The sequence below is a fragment of the Streptomyces sp. NBC_00019 genome, from assembly GCF_045041015.1.
Classification (GTDB): domain Bacteria; phylum Actinomycetota; class Actinomycetes; order Streptomycetales; family Streptomycetaceae; genus Streptomyces.
The window spans coordinates 4,770,245-4,788,966 of the sequence record NZ_CP108302.1 but is presented as its reverse complement, the minus strand read 5'-3'; the positions used below and the strand labels follow the sequence as shown (position 1 = coordinate 4,788,966).

15 protein-coding genes are annotated in these 18,722 nt (G+C 71.1%); 11 read left to right on the top strand and 4 right to left on the bottom strand.

The window, feature by feature from the left end; genetic code table 11:
* Positions 1 to 44: 44 nt before the first annotated feature.
* Positions 45 to 2,999, bottom strand: a complete 2,955-nt coding sequence (locus OHU89_RS22380; RefSeq protein WP_405645312.1) for a BTAD domain-containing putative transcriptional regulator — start codon at positions 2,997 to 2,999, stop codon at positions 45 to 47.
* 208 nt (positions 3,000 to 3,207) lie between these two features.
* Here OHU89_RS22380 and OHU89_RS22375 point away from each other — a divergent pair, with 208 nt between their 5' ends.
* The 7 genes from OHU89_RS22375 to OHU89_RS22345 all read left to right on the top strand — a co-directional run bounded on the left by OHU89_RS22375 (position 3,208) and on the right by OHU89_RS22345 (position 10,976).
* Positions 3,208 to 4,449, top strand: coding sequence for an amidohydrolase family protein (locus OHU89_RS22375; RefSeq protein ID WP_405645310.1), 1,242 nt, complete (start codon positions 3,208 to 3,210; stop codon positions 4,447 to 4,449).
* Positions 4,446 to 5,363: a TIGR03619 family F420-dependent LLM class oxidoreductase gene (locus OHU89_RS22370; RefSeq protein ID WP_405645308.1), complete on the top strand. Its 918-nt coding sequence runs from the start codon at positions 4,446 to 4,448 to the stop codon at positions 5,361 to 5,363. Before OHU89_RS22375 ends, OHU89_RS22370 begins: the two co-directional genes overlap by 4 nt.
* Positions 5,364 to 5,374: 11 nt before the next feature.
* Entirely contained in the window at positions 5,375 to 6,145 is a 771-nt protein-coding gene (locus OHU89_RS22365) for an SDR family NAD(P)-dependent oxidoreductase (RefSeq protein WP_405645306.1), read from the top strand.
* A gap of 100 nt (positions 6,146 to 6,245) precedes the next feature.
* Positions 6,246 to 7,364, top strand: a complete 1,119-nt coding sequence (locus OHU89_RS22360) for an LLM class flavin-dependent oxidoreductase (RefSeq protein ID WP_327717693.1) — start codon at positions 6,246 to 6,248, stop codon at positions 7,362 to 7,364.
* Between the two features lie 90 nt (positions 7,365 to 7,454).
* Positions 7,455 to 9,218 (top strand): amidohydrolase family protein, encoded by a 1,764-nt coding sequence (locus OHU89_RS22355; RefSeq protein WP_405654603.1) that lies wholly within the window; start codon positions 7,455 to 7,457, stop codon positions 9,216 to 9,218.
* Entirely contained in the window at positions 9,215 to 10,666 is a 1,452-nt protein-coding gene (locus tag OHU89_RS22350; RefSeq protein WP_405645304.1) for an aldehyde dehydrogenase family protein, read from the top strand. The genes OHU89_RS22355 and OHU89_RS22350 overlap by 4 nt, the downstream gene beginning before the upstream one ends.
* Positions 10,667 to 10,856: 190 nt before the next feature.
* Positions 10,857 to 10,976: an alpha/beta fold hydrolase gene (locus OHU89_RS22345; protein ID WP_405645302.1), complete on the top strand. Its 120-nt coding sequence runs from the start codon at positions 10,857 to 10,859 to the stop codon at positions 10,974 to 10,976.
* Here the strand turns inward: OHU89_RS22345 and OHU89_RS22340 are convergent.
* Positions 10,973 to 11,368, bottom strand: a complete 396-nt coding sequence (locus OHU89_RS22340; protein WP_266891009.1) for a nitroreductase/quinone reductase family protein — start codon at positions 11,366 to 11,368, stop codon at positions 10,973 to 10,975. The two genes, OHU89_RS22345 and OHU89_RS22340, sit on opposite strands and share 4 nt — an antisense overlap.
* A 36-nt stretch (positions 11,369 to 11,404) precedes the next feature.
* Between OHU89_RS22340 and OHU89_RS22335 the strand changes: the two genes are divergently transcribed.
* Positions 11,405 to 12,238: an endonuclease/exonuclease/phosphatase family protein gene (locus tag OHU89_RS22335; RefSeq protein WP_405645300.1), complete on the top strand. Its 834-nt coding sequence runs from the start codon at positions 11,405 to 11,407 to the stop codon at positions 12,236 to 12,238.
* 22 nt (positions 12,239 to 12,260) lie between these two features.
* On the opposite strand, the gene OHU89_RS22330 is transcribed toward OHU89_RS22335, so the two are convergent.
* Positions 12,261 to 13,778, bottom strand: coding sequence for a CehA/McbA family metallohydrolase (locus OHU89_RS22330; RefSeq protein ID WP_405645299.1), 1,518 nt, complete (start codon positions 13,776 to 13,778; stop codon positions 12,261 to 12,263).
* Positions 13,779 to 13,907: 129 nt separating this feature from the next.
* On the opposite strand from OHU89_RS22330, the gene OHU89_RS22325 reads away from it, so the two are divergent.
* The 3 genes from OHU89_RS22325 (at position 13,908) to OHU89_RS22315 (ending at position 18,200) form a co-directional block, all read left to right on the top strand.
* Positions 13,908 to 14,753, top strand: coding sequence for an LLM class F420-dependent oxidoreductase (locus tag OHU89_RS22325; RefSeq protein WP_405645297.1), 846 nt, complete (start codon positions 13,908 to 13,910; stop codon positions 14,751 to 14,753).
* A gap of 169 nt (positions 14,754 to 14,922) precedes the next feature.
* A complete protein-coding gene (locus OHU89_RS22320) occupies positions 14,923 to 17,508 on the top strand; it encodes a bifunctional FO biosynthesis protein CofGH (RefSeq protein ID WP_405645295.1) in 2,586 nt (861 codons plus the stop codon).
* Between the two features lie 131 nt (positions 17,509 to 17,639).
* Positions 17,640 to 18,200, top strand: a complete 561-nt coding sequence (locus OHU89_RS22315) for a hypothetical protein (protein ID WP_405645293.1) — start codon at positions 17,640 to 17,642, stop codon at positions 18,198 to 18,200.
* A 25-nt stretch (positions 18,201 to 18,225) separates the two neighbouring features.
* On the opposite strand, the gene OHU89_RS22310 is transcribed toward OHU89_RS22315, so the two are convergent.
* Positions 18,226 to 18,720 carry a DUF2165 domain-containing protein gene (locus tag OHU89_RS22310; RefSeq protein ID WP_405645292.1) on the bottom strand — a complete coding sequence of 165 codons (495 nt, stop codon included), beginning with the start codon at positions 18,718 to 18,720 and terminating at the stop codon, positions 18,226 to 18,228.
* Positions 18,721 to 18,722: the final 2 nt, after the last annotated feature.

Sequence of the window (18,722 nt, the reverse complement as noted above, 5' to 3'; positions counted from 1 at the left end):
GATAAACGAACGATGAACGCCGCGGACGGGCGCCCCGGGTGGCCTCAGGCGGCGGCGACCGGAGTGAGGAGCATGCGCACCTCGGCCGCCTCCGGCGAGTCCAACCGCTCGTAGATCTCCAGCGCCTCGCGCCAGCAGACCTGCGCCCTGCCGGAGTGACCGATGCCGTTCAAGGCCCGGCCGAGAACCGTGAGGACGTGCCCCCGGCGCCATTCGCCCCCGATGCCCCTCAGCACGGTGAGTGCCATCTCGGCGTTGCTCGCCGCCAGGGCCGGCTTGCGCGCGTCCAGTTCGACTTCCGCCAGACGGCAGAGGGTCATCCCCTCCCACAGACGCTGACGGCTGTCGCGGAACACGCGGAGCGCCTCCACCAGTTGCGCGGAGGCCTCGGTGTGCTGTCCGGTCTTGCCGAGAGCCATTCCCAGGGCGTAAAGACCGTTCGCGCCCCTGAGGGTGTGTCCCAGCCCCTGGTAGATGTCGGTTCCCTGGCGGGCGAGTGCGACAGCCGTGTCGGCCCGCCCGGTGGCGAGATGGAGTCGCGACAGGTTGCACAGCGGGCTGGCGGAACCCGCCATGTCGCCGCAGTCGCGGAACTTGTCGATCGCCTGGCTGAAGTAGCGTTCGGCCTCTGAGTGGCGGTTCTTGTAGAACGCGATGCTGCCGAGGATGTTCGCCGCCCAGCAGGAGGGCAGCGGGTCGTCCGCGGCCTCGGCGAGCCGGATGGCCTCCTGGGCCTCCGGGTACGCCAGGTCGAACAGACCGGAGAACAGTCGCGCGTTGCTCAGCACGACGGAGGCCCGGCCCTCGGCGCGGATGTCCCCGGCCGTGCGTGCGGCATCGCGCAGGGCCGTGGCGGAGGCCTCGTACTCCTTCGCGTTGGCGCCCGACTCGGCGAGGTCGACGGATGCCCACAGGAGGTCGATCGCGCGTCCCAGTGTGCTTCCCCGGGCCGACTGCCGTGCACAGGCGAGAAGCGGTACGGCTTCGGAGTACAGCCAGTCCCGGGCCGCCTGACGGTCGGGGAACGCCAGGCCCGCGCTACCGGTCGGGTACAGGTGATCCACCAGCCGGTCCCCCGGCCGCTCGATCGCATAGACCCCCGCCGCCGTGGCCAGGTAGAAGTTCAGCAACCGTGACAGCGCCGACCCCCTCTCGCTGGGCGGCCACTCGTCCCGCTCCGCACAAGCACGCGCGTAGAGTCGCACCAGATCATGGAACCGGTACCGGCCGGGCGCCGCCGATTCCAGCAGGGACGTGTCGACGAGGGACTCCAGGAGGTCCTCGGTCTCCTCCGCGTCCAGGTCCAGTACCGCGGCCGCCGCGGCGAGCGAGATGTCCGGACCGTCGGCCAGACCGAGCAGCCGGAAGGCGCGGGCCTGGGCCGGCTCCAGCTGGCCGTATCCCAGCTCGAACGTCGCCTTCACCGCGAGGTCCCCGGCCTGGAGTTCGTCCAGGCGCCGGCGCTCGTCCGCCAGCTTCGCCGCCAGGACGGACACCGTCCAGGTGCGCCGGGCCGCGAGGCGCGACGCGGCGATGCGGATCGCCAACGGCAGGAAGCCGCACGCCGCCACCACGTCCAGGGCGGCGTCCCGCTCGCTGCCCACCCGCTCCTCGCCCACGATCCTCGTGAAGAGCGCCAAAGCCTCGTCCGGCGACATCACGTCCAGGTCGATCAGGTGCGCCCCGGCGAGGTCCACCATCCGTACCCGGGAGGTCACCAGCGCCGCGCACCCCTCCGTGCCGGGGAGCAGCGGACGTACCTGCGCCGCGTCCCGCGCGTTGTCCAACAGCACCAGCACCCGGCGCCCGTCCAGGACCGAGCGGTACAGCGCCGCCCGCTCCTCCAGGGAGTCCGGGATCGCCGAGTCCGCTGTGCCCAGCGCCCGCAGGAACGAGCCGAGTACGGTCTCCGGCTCGGCCGCCCGGGACCCCGCGCCCTGCAGATCGACGTACAGCTGACCGTCGGGGAAGGCCCCGCGCGCCTGGTGTGCCACGTGCACCGCCAGGGTCGTCTTGCCCACGCCGCCGATGCCGGCCAGCGCCGACACCGCCATCACGCGGCCCTCCGCCGACGCCAGGACCTCGCCCAGTTCGGACACGAAGGACGCGCGGCCCGTGAAGTCCGGGACGGTCGCCGGGAGTTGTGCCGGGCGGACCGGTGCGGCCGCGGGTTCCGGCTGCGGGGACGGCGGTTCCGCCAGTCCCGGGTCCGCCTGGAGGATCCGCTGTTGCAGGTCGCGGAGGCCCGGGCGGGGGTCCACGCCCAGTTCGTCCGCCAGCAGACGCCGGGTGTCGGCGTAGACCGCCAGCGCCTCCGCCTGGCGCCCACTGCGATAGAGGGCGAGCATGAGGAGTTCCCTCAAACGCTCCCGGAGCGGGTGGGCCGCCGTCAGGGCCGTCAGTTCGGAGACGGCCTCCGCGTGGCAGCCCTGCTCCAGGTCCATGTCCAGCCGGGACTCGAGGAGTTGCAGCCGCCATTCCTCCAGCCTGACCCGCTGCGAGGACGCGTACGGGCCCGGCACTCCCGCCAGGACCTCGCCGTCCCACAGGGCGAGCACCCGGCCCAGCACCTCCCGTGCGTGGCACAGATCCCCGGCGCCCCGCGCCTTCTCCGCCTCCGTGGCCAGCTCCTGGGCCACCGCGAGGTCCAGCGCGCCCTCTCCCAGCGAGCGGATCGCGTACCCGCCCGACTCGCTCACCAGGACGTCGGGGTCCAGGACCTTGCGCAGCCGGGAGGCGTACGTCCGCAGCGCCGCCAGCGCCTGGGGCGGTGACTCCTCGCCCCACAGGGCGTCGATCAGTTCGGCCGCCGTGGCCGTACGGCCCTCCCGCAGCAGCAGCGCGGCCAGCAGGGCCCGTTGCTGCGGGGAGCCCATGGGCAACGACTCCTCGCCGCGCCAGGCGCGGACCGGTCCGAGCACGCTGAAGCGCAGCGGCAGCTCCGGCTCCGCCGAGGAGCCGGGACGCCGCTGCTCAGGCACCCGCGGTACTCCGTCCATCGCCGTCCCCCTAGACACAGTGAGCAACGACGCCAGTTTGCCTTGTTCATGGCAGATGCGTCAGCTGTGGAGACCCCGATCACAGGGAGGCGCGCGGGATATCACAAGCCCCTCACGTGGTCTTCGCACACTTCCGCACAGAAAGCGTCACGGTCGGTCGCTGCCGCCGTAGCTGACGGGTCGTCAGTTCAGCGCTACCGTGACCTCCATGACCGAGACCACGGACACCACCCCGGCCTTTCCGTTGATCATCTCCGTCGACGACCACACCGTGGAGCCGGCGGATGTCTGGCAGAACCGGCTTCCGAAGAAGTACCTGGACACCGGGCCCCGCATAGTCCGCGCCCCACTGAAGGAAATGACCTTCCTCGGCGGCCGCTTCAAGCCCGTGATGGGCGCCCCCGGTTCCGACGGCCCCCTCGGCGACTGGTGGGTCTACGAGGACCTGCACCGGCCCCTCACCCGCCTCGACACCGCCGTCGGTTACAGCAGGGACGAGATCAAGCTCGAAGTCATCACTTACGAGCAGATGCGACAGGGGTCGTACGACGTCCCTTCCCGCCTCGCCGACATGGACGTCAACCACGTCCAGTCCGCCCTCTGCTTCCCGACCTTCCCCCGCTTCTGCGGCCAGACCTTCACCGAGGCCGCGGACCGTGAGCTGGGACTGCTGTGCGTCCAGGCCTACAACGACTGGATGGTGGAGGAGTGGTGCGGGCCCGACGCCCAGGGGCGGCTCATACCCCTGACCCTCATCCCGTTGTGGGACGCCGAGTCGGCCGCCGCGGAGGTACGGCGGAACGCCGCACGCGGTGTCCGGGCCGTCGCCTTCTCCGAGATACCCCCGCACCTCGGCCTGCCCTCCGTCCACACCGACGACTGGGACCCCTTCCTCGCCGCCTGCGACGAGACCGGCACCGTCATCGCCATGCACATCGGCTCGTCCAGCCGTATGCCGTCCACCTCCGCCGACGCCCCGCCCGCCGTCGGCTCCACCATCACCTTCGCCAACTGCTGTTTCTCGATGGTGGACTGGCTGATGAGCGGCAAGTTCGAGCGCTTCCCGCAGCTCAAGGTCATGTACGCCGAAGGGCAGATCGGCTGGATCCCCTACATCCTCGAACGCGCCGACGTGGTGTGGGAGGAGAACCGCGGCTGGGGCGGGGTCGCCGACAAGGTCCACCGGCCGCCGTCCGAGCTGTTCGCCGAGCACGTCTACGGCTGCTTCTTCGACGACGCCTTCGGGTTGAAGAACCTCGACGCCATCGGGGTCGGCAACGTCCTCTACGAGACGGACTACCCGCACTCCGACTCCACCTGGCCGAAGTCCCGCGAGGTCGGCGAGGCCCAGATGGGACACCTCGCCCCCGACCTGGTCGAGCGGATCGTACGAGGCAACGCCATCGAGCTGCTCGGCCTCACCCCCGAGGGCCTGTGGAGCCGCACATGAAGCACCTGCAGTACGGCATCCAGCTCCCCATCCAGTCCCAGAGCACCCTCTACACCGAGCCCTGGGAGGCCGCCGCCACCCCCGCCGACCTCCTCGGCATCGCCCGGGCCGCCGACCGCGCCGGCTTCGCCTACATCGCCGCCTGCGACCACGTCGCCATCCCCCGCCGGCTCGCCCCCGCGATGAGCACGGTCTGGTACGACCCCGTCGCCACCCTCGCCTACCTCGCCGCCGCGACCGAGCGCGTACGACTCCTCAGCCACGTCGCCGTGGTCGGGCTGCGCCACCCGCTCCTCACCGCCAAGCAGTACGCCACCCTCGACCATCTCAGCGGTGGCCGGCTGATCCTCGGGGTCGGGGCAGGGCATGTGCAGGAGGAGTTCGAGGCGCTCGGGTTCGACTTCCGGCAGCGGGGTGCGGTGCTCGACGAGTGCCTCGACGCCCTGCGCGCATCCCTCGGGCCCGAGGAGTTCCCCGAACACCACGGCAAGCTCTACGACTTCGAGGGCCTCGGCCAGCGGCCCCGGCCCGCCCAGCCGCACGTCCCCCTCTGGGTCGGCGGCTCCTCGCCCGCGGCCGTCCGGCGCGCGGCACTCAAAGGCGACGGCTGGCTGCCGCAGGGCGACCCGAGGGACCGGCTGCCCGCACAGATCGCCCGTATCCGGGAGCTGCGCCAGGAAAGACAAGGCCCCTTCACCATCGGCGCCATCGTCGAGCCCCTCTACGTCGGCCGGCCCGCGTGGGAGGTCGGGCGCCGCACCCTCACCGGCGGCCCCGAGCGGCTCGCCGAATCCCTGCGGGCGTACGGCGAGATGGGCGTCGACCAGATCCAGGTCCGCTTCCGCAGCCGTGGCAGCGGCGAACTCGCCGACCAGATCACCGCGTTCGGCACCGACGTAGCACCCCACCTCTGAGGAGTCACCGCATGGGCAAGCTGGACGGACGCGTCGTCATCGTCACCGGCGCGGCACGCGGACAAGGGGAGCAGGAGGCGCGGCTCTTCAGGGAGGAGGGGGCCGACGTCGTGGTCGCCGACGTGCTCGACGACCAGGGGGAGGCCCTCGCGAAGGAGATCGGGGCGTCGTACGTCCATCTCGACGTGGGCGAGGAGGAGCAGTGGCGGTCGGCCGTCACGGCCGCGAAGGACGCGTACGGCCACATCGACGGGCTCGTCAACAACGCCGGCATCCTGCGCTTCAACTCCCTCCTCGACACCCCCCTCGACGAGTTCATGCAGGTCGTCCAGGTGAACCAGGTCGGCTGCTTCCTCGGTATCAAGGCCGTCGCCCCCGAGATGACCGACGGGGGGACCATCGTCAACACCGCCTCCTACACGGGTCTCACGGGGATGGCGGCCGTCGGGTCGTACGCCGCCACCAAGCACGCCGTCCTCGGCCTCACGCGGGTCGCCGCGCTGGAGCTGGCGCGACGCGGGATCCGCGTGAACGCCGTCTGCCCCGGGGCCATCGACACCGCCATGGCCAACCCCGCCTTCCTCGACCCCGGGGGCGATGCCGAGGAGACCTCGCGGGCGGTCGGGAAGCTCTACCGCAAGCTCGTGCCGCTGGGGCGGATCGGGAAGCCGGAGGAGGTGGCGCGGCTCGCGCTCTTCCTGACCTCGGACGACTCCTCGTACATCACCGGGCAGCCCTTCGTGATCGACGGCGGGTGGCTGGCGGGAGTCAGTCTCAGCTGACGGTCCATCAGCTATTGACGCTCCATGCGGCCGGTGGAACAGTCTGGGCAGTGAATCTGACGATGCGTCAGGTAACGACTCGTGGGGACGGTGAACCTCCTTGGAATTCGGGCTCTTTGTACAGGGATACGTGGGCAAACGCGCCGAGACCGACCCGCTGGCCGAGCACAAGGCGCTGATGGAGGAGACCGAGTACGTCATCCAGGCGGACAAGTCCGGGTTCAAGTACGCCTGGGCCTCCGAACACCACTTCCTGGAGGAGTACTCGCACCTCTCCGCGAACGATGTCTTCCTGGGATACCTGGCGCACGCGACGGAACGGATCCATCTCGGATCGGGGATCTTCAACCCCCTCGCCCAGGTCAACCACCCGGTGAAGGTCGCCGAGAAGGTCGCCATGCTCGACCATCTCACCGAGAACCGCTTCGAGTTCGGGAGCGGACGGGGGGCCGGGTCGCACGAGATCCTCGGCTTCCTTCCCGGCATCACCGACATGAACTACACCAAGGAGATCTGGGAAGAGACCATCGCCGAGTTCCCCAAGATGTGGCTCCAGGACGAGTACGTCGGCTTCCAGGGCAAGCACTGGCAGCTGCCGCCGCGGAAGGTGCTGCCGAAGCCGTACGGGAAGTCGCACCCCGCGATGTGGTACGCCGCCGGGTCGCCGCCGTCGTACGGGATGGCGGCGCGCAAGGGGCTCGGGGTGCTCGGCTTCAGCATCCAGAAGGTGTCCGACATGGAGTGGGTGCTGGAGAAGTACAAGACGGCGATCGTGAACGCGGAGCCGATCGGGGACTTCGTCAACGACAACGTGATGGTGACGACGACCGCGATCTGCGCGCCCACGCACGCGGAGGCGATCGAGGTCGCGGTCAACGGGGGGCTGCACTATCTGCCCTCGCTGGTGTTCCGGTACCACGACACGTTTCCTCGTCCCGAGGGGTTCCCGGTGTGGCCGGAGACGTTGCCGGAGTACACCGCGGAGTTCGTGGAGCTGCTCATCGAGGAGGAGCTGCTGATCTGTGGGGATCCGGACGAGGTGCTCACGCAGTGCAAGCGGTGGGAGCAGGCGGGGGCGGATCAGTTGAGCTTCGGGTTGCCGGTGGGGGTGCCGAAGGAGGAGACCCTGCAGACGATTCGGCTCATCGGTGAGCATGTGATTCCGAAGATCGATACGGATCCTGTGCATCGGACGTCCCGGTTCCGGGCTGCCTCGTAAGCGCCGTTGCGGGGTGCGGGGTTGGCTGTGGCTTGTCGCGCTCACGCGGCGGTAGCCGCAAATTGACACAGTCCCGCGCCCCTTAGGCAGATCACCGGACCGCACGCCAAGGAGGCAACCGGCATGTTCGATCACGTCATCAAGGGCGCGACCGTCGTGGACGGCACCGGGGCGCCCGGCTACATCGCCGACGTCGGCATTCGCGACGGTCGTATCGCTGCGATCGGCCGGATCACCGAGGAATCCCGCTCCACCGAGGACGCCACCGGCCTCGTCCTCGCCCCCGGGTTCGTGGACCCCCACACGCACTACGACGCCCAGCTCTTCTGGGACCCCTACGCGACCCCCTCCCTCAATCACGGTGTCACGACCGTTGCCGCCGGGAACTGTGGGTTCACGCTCGCGCCGCTCCACCCCGACCGTCCCGAGGACGCCGACTACACGCGTCGGATGATGTCCCGGGTCGAGGGGATGTCGCTGGTCGCCCTGGAAGAAGGGGCGCCCTGGAGCTGGAGCTCCTTCGGGGAGTATCTGGACGCTCTTGAGGGGCGGATCGCAGTCAACGCCGGGTTCATGGTGGGGCATTGCGCCCTGCGGCGGTATGTCATGGGGGCGGAGGCGGTCGGCGGGCAGCCCAGTGAGGAGCAGCTCGCGGAGATGCTGCGGCTGTTCCACGCGGCCATGGACGCCGGGGCCTGGGGGTTCTCCACCACCCAGTCGTCCACGCACTCCGACGGTGACGGACAGCCCGTCGCCTCCCGGCATGCCGAGCCCGCCGAACTCATCGCTCTGGCCAAGGCGGTCGGCGAGCATGAGGGGACGCAGATCGAGGCGATCGTCGCCGGGTGTCTCGACCAGTTCAGTGACGCCGAGATCGATCTGTTCGTGGAGATGAGCGCGGCGGCGGGACGGCCCCTCAACTGGAACGTCCTCACCGTCGACGCCTCCGTGCCCGAACGCGTGCCCCGGCAGCTGTTCGCCAGTGAGCAGGCGAGGAAGGCCGGCGGGCGGATCGTCGCGCTGACCATGCCGATCCTCACGCCGATGAACATGTCCCTCGGCACCTTCTGCGCGCTCAACCTCATCCCCGGGTGGGGACCGGTCCTGGGGCTGCCGGTGCCCGAGCGGATCGCCAAGCTCCGGGACCCGGACGTACGCGCCGAGATGCTCCGGCGCGCCGACTCCAAGGAGGCGGGCGTCTTCCGGCGGCTCGCGAACTTCGGGCGGTACGTCATCGGCGACACGTACAGCGAGGCGAACCGTGGGCTCAGCGGGCGGGTCGTGCGGGACATCGCCCAGGAGCGCGGGCAGGACGCCTTCCACTGTCTCGTCGAGATCTGCGCCGCCGACGATCTGCGTACGGTCCTGTGGCCCATGCCCACCGACAACGACCCCGCCTCCTGGGCGCTGCGCGCCGAGACCTGGCAGCACGAGGACGTCATGCTCGGCGGGTCGGACGCCGGGGCCCATCTGGACCGGATGTGCGGGGCGCCGTACACGACCCGTTTCATCGGCGACTGTCTGCGCGGGCGGAAGCTCGCCACCCTGGAGCAGGCGGTGAGGATGCTCACCGACGACCCGGCTCAGCTCTTCGGACTCAGGGAACGCGGCCGGATCCAGGAGGGCTTCCATGCGGACCTCGTGCTCTTCGACCCGGAGCGGATCGCCGCGGGCACGGCCACCCTGGTGCACGACCTGCCGGGTGACAGCCCGCGGCTGGACTCCAAGGCCCTCGGGATACGGGCCGTGTGGGTCAACGGGGTCGAGGCGATCCGGGACGACGTGGTGAGCGGGGCCGTGCCGGGCAAGGTGCTGCGGTCGGGGCGGGACACCCGGACGGTGGCGACCAAGTGACCTCCAAGCAGAGGCTGTTCGTCGGTGGGGCGTGGACCGAGCCGGAGGGCGGGCACTACGAGGTCGTCGATCCGGCGACCGAACGGACCGTCGGGTGGGCGCCGGAGGCCTCGCGGGATCAGGTGCACGCGGCCTGCGCCGCGGCCCGCGAGGCCTTCGGTCCGTGGTCGCGCACGGCGCCCGAGGAGCGGGCGGCGATCCTCGCGCGGGCCGCCGATGTCATCCGGTCCCGGTTCGTGGAGTACGCCGAGCTCGCCCAGGCCGAGACCGGTGCCACGACCGGGACCGCGCGGGCGATGCAGGTCGGGGTCGCCGCCGCCCGTTTTCAGCGGTACGCGCGCGTGGAGCCCGCCGAGTGGGCGATCCCGCCGCAGATCAACGAGGCCGGGCCCATGGGCAAGGCCGGGGTCATGGGCGCGCTGGCCGTACGCCAGCCCGTCGGGGTCGTCACCTGCATCACCTCGTACAACAACCCCTGGGCCAACCCGGCCGGCAAGATCGCCCCCGCCCTCGCCATGGGCAACACGGTCGTCGTGAAGCCCGCCCCGCAGGACCCGCTGTCGGTGTACCGGATGGCCGAGGCACTGGAGGCCGCCGGGGTGCCGAGGGGAGTGGTCAATGTGGTCTCCGGCCGGTCCGTCGAGGTCGGCGAGGCCGCCGTGGACTCGCCCGACGTCGACATGGTCTCCTTCACCGGCTCCACCGCCGTCGGACAGCGCATCGGCGAGGTGTGCGGGCGCGGCATGAAGCGGCAGCTGATGGAGCTGGGCGGGAAGGGGGCGGCCCTCGTCTTCGACGACGCGGACATCGCCTCCGCCGTGGCCGGGATCGGGACCACCTTCTCCTTCTACAGCGGACAGATCTGCACCGCGCCGACCCGGGTGCTGGTGCAACGCGGGGTGTACCAGCGGCTAGTGGACGGCCTCGCCGCGTATGCCGGGTATCTGAAGGTGGGGGATCCGCGGGCGGCGGACACCGTCGTCGGGCCGGTGATCTCCGCCGAGCACCGGGAGCGGGTGGAGTCCTACGTCGACATCGGGCGCAAGGAGGGCGCGGTGGTGGTCGCGGGCGGCGAGAGGCCGTCGTACGACCAGGGCTTCTACGTCGCTCCCACCCTCCTCGCCGACTGCACGAGCGGGATGCGGGTCGTCCGGGAGGAGATCTTCGGACCGGTCGTGTCCGTGGTGCCCTTCGACGACGAGGAGGAGGGCATCGCCCTCGCCGGCGACTCCGACTACGGCCTCATCGACTACGTCTGGTCCGGGGACGTGGCCCGTGCCTTCCGCGTGGCGCGGCGGCTGCGGGCCGGCGGGGTGGGGGTGAACACCGTCGGGCGGAACATGGAGGCGCCGTTCGGCGGGTTCAAGAAAAGCGGGGTCGGGCGGGACGTCGGGTCGTACGCGCTGCACGCGTACAGCGAGGTGCAGGCCATCGTCTGGCCGGGGTGACCGGGGGCACGGGTCGATCTGCTCGGCGGAGCCGCATATCGGGCCACGCCGGTGCCCCGTTGGCCAGGACGGTGCTGTCTCCCGGCGCCCGATTCGGGCACAGTCGTCCCATGGAGACCATGGAGACCATGGAGACCATGGAGACCATGGAGACCATGGTGCAGGTCAAGGACGGCGAGGCAACGAGGACATGGCCGCCGCGATCCCGGACTGCCACCTCGTACGCCTGCCGGACTGCGACCATCTGCCGACGCTGCGGGCGCCCGAGGTGGTGCGCGACCTCGTGCTGGAGATGTGCGCCAAGTCCTAGCCGTCCAGGTCCACCCGCACCGTCAGCAGCCCCGACCCCATCGCCCGGACAGCCGTGCTGTTCATGCGCGGCAGACCCCGCAGCCGGGCGATCGGGTCGTCGTCGGGCAGGAGATGGGCCGTTCCGGTGTGCCAGCGGCCGCGGAGGCGGACCCGGACGCGCGGGTCGGCCTGGATGTTGCGGACGTACTGGGAGCGTTCGCCGAACTCCGAGACCAGCCAGAAGGAGCCCCCGACCCGGCGGCCGCCGACCGGGGTCGGGCGGGGGAGGCCGGAGGTGCGGCCGGTCGTCTCCAGGAGGGTCTGGAAGGGGAGGCGGCGCAGGATCGGGTTGCCGATCCGGCGCTGAAGGGCGGACACGGCACGGTACTTGCGTTCGTTGTGGCGGGGCATGGTTACTGAGTCTCCTGGAGATTCCGGTGGTGGGCCATGCGTGTGGTGACGTGGAACCTGTGGTGGCGGTTCGGCCCGTGGGCCGAGCGGCAGAAGGCGATTGTCGCTGTCCTGCGGGAACTGCGGCCCGATGTCGTGGGTTTGCAGGAGGTGTGGGCCGATCGCCGCAGCGGGGAGAACCTCGCCGCCTGGCTCGCCGGGGAGCTCGGCCTGCACTGGACCTGGGCCGCCTCGACCGCGCCCGAGCGCTGGCAGCGGCGGATCGGGGACCCGACGGTCGACATCGGCAACGCGGTGCTGAGCCGCTGGCCGGTGCTGGAACAGGACGTCCTGCGACTGCCCGCCCCGGCCCACCTGGACGACGGCCGCCTCGCCCTCCACGCGCGGCTGGCCGCCCCCGACCACTCCGTCCCCTTCTTCACGACCCACCTCGCCTCACCCCTGCACGCCTCGGCCGTACGCCGTGAACAGGTCACCGCCCTCGCCGGGTTCGTCGCCGCACACCGGGACGGCACCGCCTTCCCGCCCGTCGTGACAGGCGACTTCAACGCCTGGCCCGACTCCGACGAGATCCGCCTCTTCGGCGGCCTGCGGACCGCGCCCGTCGTCCCCGGCCAGGTCTTCTTCGACGCCTGGGAGTACGCCGACCCGGCCGCCCCCGCCGCCACCTGGGGCCCGGTGAACCCGTACGTCCACCCGGGCCTGGGACCGGGCGGCCGTATCGACTACATCCACGTAGGCGGTCCGGCCGGGCCGGCGGGGGAGGGCACGGTGCTGGGGGTGCGGCGGGCCGGGGACGGGCCGGTGGACGGGGTGTGGCCGTCCGACCACGCGGCGGTCGTCGCCGACCTCGCGTACCAACATCCCTGACGTGCTGGCTTCCCGCGCGGTCCTAGTGGACGCGGCCCAGGAAGATCGGGTGGGTGAACGCCGCCAGCGCGCCCGGCAGCGGTCCGGCCGCCGTCTCGTGCCGCAACTCCGCCCGCACGTACGCCGCGTAGGCCGGCGTGGTCCGCCACTCGAACACCCCCGACCCCGCCACCGGCAGGGGCCCGCCGGTGAACAGCACCCCCTGGTCGGTCACGAACCGCACGGTGCAGCGCGGCGCGCCCGACACCTCGAGCCGTACCGTCACCGGAGTGTCCGGGGCGGCCGCCAACCGACCGCCGATACCGGCGTGTTCGCCCTTGCCGCCCGTCGCCGTGAAGCTCAGGGACACGTTCTTCGACTCGGCGACGTACGACCGCCCCGCCCGGATCCCCTCCTGGATCGCCTCACGGGACAGGTCGTCGGCGAGGACGACGGTCTGGGGAAGGCCCACGACGTCCGGGTCCCGGTGGGCGTCGCTGTTGCCCATGGCCGGAATCCAGTCCTTCCCCTCGCGCGCGGACGCCACGAGCATGCCGTCCCAGTCGGCCAGCGCCACCTCGTCGTCCGGTGTGTAGGGGCCGTTCCACACCTCCACCGCGTCCGCCTCGCCGAAGCCGAACTTCCAGTTGCAGCCGATGCAGGTGGCGTGCGGATGGGCGGGGACGACCAGCCCCCCGGCCTTGCGGATCCGGCGGGCGAAACGGCCGAAGCGGTTGTCGCGGGCCCGGTAGCGCCAGTCGACGAACGTGCCGGGGTCGGTGCCGAGCGCCACCACATGGCCGTTCCTCGTGGTGACCTCCTCGCCCAGCATGATCAGCAGGTCGTCGCCCGCCTCGGTGGCCCAATGGGGGTGTGCCGCATGGGTGTTGTGCTCCGAGCTGTTGATGAAGTCCAGGCCCGCCGCCCGGGCGAGGGCCGCGATCTCGGCCGGGGTGCGGCGGCCGTCGGAGTACCAGGAGTGCAGATGGCAGTCGCCCCGGTACCAGGCACGGCCCCGCCCCTTCGCGCGATCGGGCGGGTAGGTCGGCTCGACGACGGCGCCCTGCTCGCCGTAGGTGAGCGTGACGGTGATCTCGTACGACAGCCCCTGCGGCGCCACCGTGTAGGGGCCGAGCGCGATGTGCCAGGTGCCCGCGCGCACCCGTCCCGGGAGGTATCCCGGCGTCGCGTCGTCGGCGCGGAGGAAGAACTCGGTGCGGGCCCCTCCCGACCAGCCCCGGAAGCCCTTCCCGCCCAGCTCCGTCCCCCGCTCGTCGAAGATGCCGATGTCGAGGGCGTTGCCGGCCGTGCCCGTCGGGACGGAAGGGCGGTCGTAGGTGTAGGAGACCTTGATCTCCCGCACGCCGGACGGGACTTCGACCGGCACGTACACGAAGTCGGGGGACCCGGTGGGCAGGGTGCCCCGGATCGTCCTGGTCTCCTGGTCACCGTCGGCGGCCGCGGCGAAGGTCACGCTTCCCAACGTAAGCGCGGCGGCGGTCCCCGTCACGAGGAGTGTGCGTCTTCCGATGCCGTGATGGAGCTCGTTGTCGTCACACATGCCTCAACTCTCCCGGACGTCCGTGAACTGCCGTGGAAAGACAGGGGAATTGAGACAGCTGAGGAATTCGACCAAAGATGCCGACCAGTCGGTATGGACAGTTGAGGCCCCTCCGGGTACAGATAGGGCATGCGTATCTCCGCGACGATCTTCCTCACCGACGAGACGATCACCCCGACCCGGCTCGCCCGTGAGCTGGAGCAGCGGGGGTTCGCCGGCCTGTATCTGCCCGAGCACACCCACATCCCGGTGGAGCGGGTGACGCCGTACCCGGCGGGCGGCGAGCTGCCCCCCGAGTACGGCCGCACCCTGGACCCCTTCGTCGCGCTCGGCCAGGCGGCCGCGGTGACCGAGCGGCTCGGCCTCGGCACCGGCATCACCCTGGTCGCCCAGCACGACCCGATCGACCTCGCCAAGCAGATCGCGACGCTGGATCATGTGTCGGGCGGCCGCTTCACCCTCGGCCTCGGCTTCGGCTGGAACGTCGAGGAAGCCGCCGACCACGGCGTCGAATGGCGCACCCGGCGGGAGCTGGTGCGGGACCGGATGGCACTGATGCGCGCGCTGTGGTCGGAGGAGCCGGCCGCGTACGAGGGCGAGTTCGGGAGCGTACGGGCCTCGCACGCGTACCCCAAGCCGGTCCAGAAGCCGCGCGGCCCGGTGGTGGGGCCGCGGACCCTGGTCGGCGGCGCGGCGGGCCCGAAACTCTTCTCCCACATCTGCGAGTACGCCGACGGGTGGCTGCCGATCGGCGGGCGCGGCCTGACGGAGTCGCTGCCGGTGCTGCGCGCTGCCTGGGCGGACGCGGGCCGCGACCCGGAAGCCCTCCAGATCGTGCCGTACGCGGTCTTCCCCAGCCCGGGCAAGCTCGCGCACTACTCCGACCTGGGCATCGAGGAGGTCGTGGTGCAGCTACCGCCGGCGGGCGAGTCGGAGGTCCTGCAGTTGCTGGACGAATACGCCGCGTACTTGTAATCCAGAGCTGTGCAGCCCCCACCCAGGGGCGCGGGGCTGTGTCGATGTGCGGCTACCGCCGCGCGGGCGCGACCAGCCCCGACGAACCCGCACCCGGCAACGCGCCACAGCCCCCCAAGACAACCCCCGACCCTGCTGAACCGGCGGAGCCCCTCCGTATGCTCGAAGGATGACGACTTCCGCGACCCCCGGAACCGGCCCGACCGAGAACTCCATGCGTCGCGCCCTCAAACGCGCCCGTGACGGCGTGGCCCTCGACGTCGACGAAGCCGCGGTCCTCCTCCAGGCCCGCGGCGCGGCCCTCGACGATCTCACCGCCTCCGCGGCCCGCGTCCGTGACGTGGGCCTTCAGGCGGCGGGCCGCCCCGGCGTCATCACGTACTCGAAGAGCGTCTTCATCCCCCTGACCCGGCTGTGCCGGGACAAATGCCACTACTGCACGTTCGTGACCGTCCCCGGCAAGCTGCGCCGCGCCGGGCACGGAATGTTCATGTCCCCGGACGAGGTGCTCGACATAGCCAGGCGCGGGGCCGCGCTGGGCTGCAAGGAAGCGTTGATCACGCTGGGCGACAAGCCGGAGGACCGCTGGCCCGAGGCCCGAGAGTGGCTCGACGCGCACGGCTACGACGACACCATCGCCTACGTCCGCGCCATCTCCATCCGCATCCTGGAGGAGACGGGCCTGCTGCCCCACCTGAACCCCGGCGTGATGTCCTGGACGGACTTCCAGCGTCTGAAGCCGGTGGCGCCGTCGATGGGCATGATGCTGGAGACGACGGCCACGCGCCTCTGGTCCGAGCCGGGTGGCCCGCACCACGGCTCCCCCGACAAGGAACCGGCCGTCCGTCTGCGGGTGCTGGAGGACGCGGGCCGCTCGTCGGTCCCCTTCACGAGCGGCATCCTCATCGGGATCGGCGAGACGTACGAGGAGCGGGCGGACTCCCTCTTCGCGCTGCGCCGCGTCGCACGCTCCTACCACGGCATCCAGGAACTGATCATCCAGAACTTCCGCGCCAAGCCGGACACCGCGATGCGCGGCATGCCGGACGCGGAGCTGGACGAGCTGGTGGCCACCGTGGCGGTGGCCCGGCACATCATGGGCCCGTCGGCCTGTCTGCAGGCCCCGCCGAACCTGGTCGACTCCGAGTACGAACGTCTCATCGGCGCCGGCATCGACGACTGGGGCGGGGTCTCGCCGCTGACGATCGACCATGTGAACCCCGAGCGCCCCTGGCCCCAGATCGAGGAGTTGGCGGAGCGCTCGGCCGCCGTCGGCTTCTCCTTGCGTGAACGCCTCTGTGTGTACCCGGAGTTCGTGGGCCGCGGTGAGCCGTGGCTGGACCCGCGGCTGCTGCCGCACGTACGGGCGCTGGCGGACCCGGAGACCGGCCTGGCACGTCCCGACGCCGTCGTGGAGGGCCACCCGTGGCAGGAGCCGGAGGAGGTGTTCGTGTCGTCGGGCCGTACGGACCTCCACACCACCATCGACACGGAGGGCCGTACGTCCGACCGCCGCGACGACTTCGACGAGGTGTACGGCGACTGGGGCGCCCTGCGGGAGGCGGCGGCGCCCGGGATGGTCCCCGAGCGGATCGACACGGACGTACGTCAGGCCCTGCGGGTGGCGGCCGACGACCCGACCCGTCTGACGGACGCGGAGGCGCTGGCGCTGCTGCACGCGGACGGGCCGGCCCTGGACGCGCTCTGCGGTGTCGCGGACGACGTCCGCAAGTCGGCGGTCGGCGACGACGTCACGTACATCGTCACGCGGAACATCAACTTCACCAACGTCTGCTACACCGGCTGCCGTTTCTGCGCGTTCGCGCAGCGCCGCACGGACGCGGACGCCTACACCCTGTCCCTGGACCAGGTGGCCGACCGCGCCCAACAGGCGTGGGAGGTGGGCGCGGTGGAGGTCTGCATGCAGGGCGGCATCCACCCCGACCTGCCGGGGACGGCGTACTTCGACATCGCGAAGGCGGTGAAGGAGCGGGTCCCGGGGATGCACGTCCACGCGTTCTCCCCGATGGAGGTGGTGAACGGCGCGACCCGCACCGGGATGTCGATCCGCGAGTGGCTGAAGGCGGCGAAGGAAGCGGGGCTGGACTCCGTCCCCGGCACCGCGGCCGAGATCCTGGACGACGAGGTCCGCTGGGTCCTGACCAAGGGCAAGCTGCCGACGGCGACGTGGATCGAGGTGATCACGACGGCGCACGAGGTGGGCATCCGCTCCTCGTCGACGATGATGTACGGCCACGTGGACCAGCCACGGCACTGGCTGGGCCACCTGCGCACCCTGGCGGGCATCCAGCAACGCACGGGCGGCTTCACGGAGTTCGTGACGCTCCCCTTCATCCACACCAACGCGCCGGTGTACTTGGCGGGTATCGCGCGCCCCGGCCCGACGATGCGGGACAACAGGGCGGTGACGGCGATGGCCCGTCTCCTCCTGCACCCCCACATCCCCAACATCCAGACCAGCTGGGTGAAGCTGGGCTCGGAGGGAGCGGCGGAGATGCTGCGCTCGGGCGCGAACGACCTCGGCGGCACGCTGATGGAGGAGACGATCTCGCGGATGGCGGGCTCGTCGTACGGCTCCTACAAGTCGGTGCGCGACCTGGTGGCGGTGGCGGAGCTGGCGGGCCGCCCCGCGAGGCCGCGCACGACGCTCTACGGCGAGGTACCGGAGGAACGGCAGCGGGCGGCGGCGGCTTCCGACGGCCACCTGCCGGAACTGCTGCCGGTGCTGGACTGAGGGCGGGGCGGGGCAGGGCTCGGGGCGGGGCAGGGCTCGGGGCGCGGGCCGGGCTTGGGGCGGGAGCGCGGGGCGGGTCACAGTACGATGATCGGACCCCTGTTTGTCCGGAGGGGGCCGTAGCTGAGGAGATGCGTGCCGTGCCTGCCCCGAAGGTCTGGGTGACCGGTCTGACGGTGGGGGCGATAGCCGCCGTCGCGGTCCTAGCCGTCAAGGCGGACGAGGGCGCGAAGCCCACGGCCACCGCCCCCCGCCCGAGTGCCTCCGCCTCGGCGCAGCCCTCGGCGTCCCCCACGAAGTCGACGGCCGCCGCGGTGCCGGACGACTCCGGCACCGGCCGCCGTGTCGTCTACTCCCTCGCCGAGAAACGGGTCTGGCTGGTCGACGCGAGCGACGCGGCCCAGCGCACCTTCCCGGTCTGGCCGGGAACGGTGAGCCCCGACCCCGGCAGCTACAAGGTCGACGTGCGCCGCGACGCCACGACCGGCTCCGACGGCGTCCAGATCGAGCACATCATCTACTTCGCCAGCAAGTCGGGCCTCTCCATCGCCTTCTCCAACGCGGTGGACGGCTCATCGCCCCCCGCGGTCGCCTCGGGCAGTCAGACGAGCGGCATCCGCATGGCGAAGGCGGACGGCTCGGCACTGTGGACGTTCGGGGAGACGGGGACGTCGGTGGTGGTGGTCGCGTAGCCGGCGCCGCACCCGGATCCGCCACTCACCGTTCGCCGGACGGCAACTGCACCACCACGAGCACAACCCCGCTCAACAGGAACACCCGCAGCGCCGCGTTCAACCCGTTCCAGTCCTCCGACTGCCACATCGAGAACCACTCCCCGCCGATCGCGATGAACCCGGCACCGAAGAGCAGCATGACCATGAGCAGGCCGTACGTGGAGAAGCGCCGGGCACGGAGGTCGTCGCGTCGGGCCCACAGCCAGGTGCCGTAGACCAGCACCAGGGCCGCGATCACCTCCCACACGATGATCGCGACATACGCCGCGTCCTGAAGCCCCTCGCTGGTCACGGCCCGCCACATCAGGTCGTCGTCCTTGAAGGTGGTGTCCATGGCGAGAACATGCTGGACGAACGCCTGATTGGTGCCGAAGTCCGTGATGTTCCCGAACGCGACGAGGATCATGTAGAGGGCGACGGTCGCGGTGAGCAGGGTGCCGGCGAGGTGGAGCGCGCTGCGCGGGGATGTCGTGGCCATGG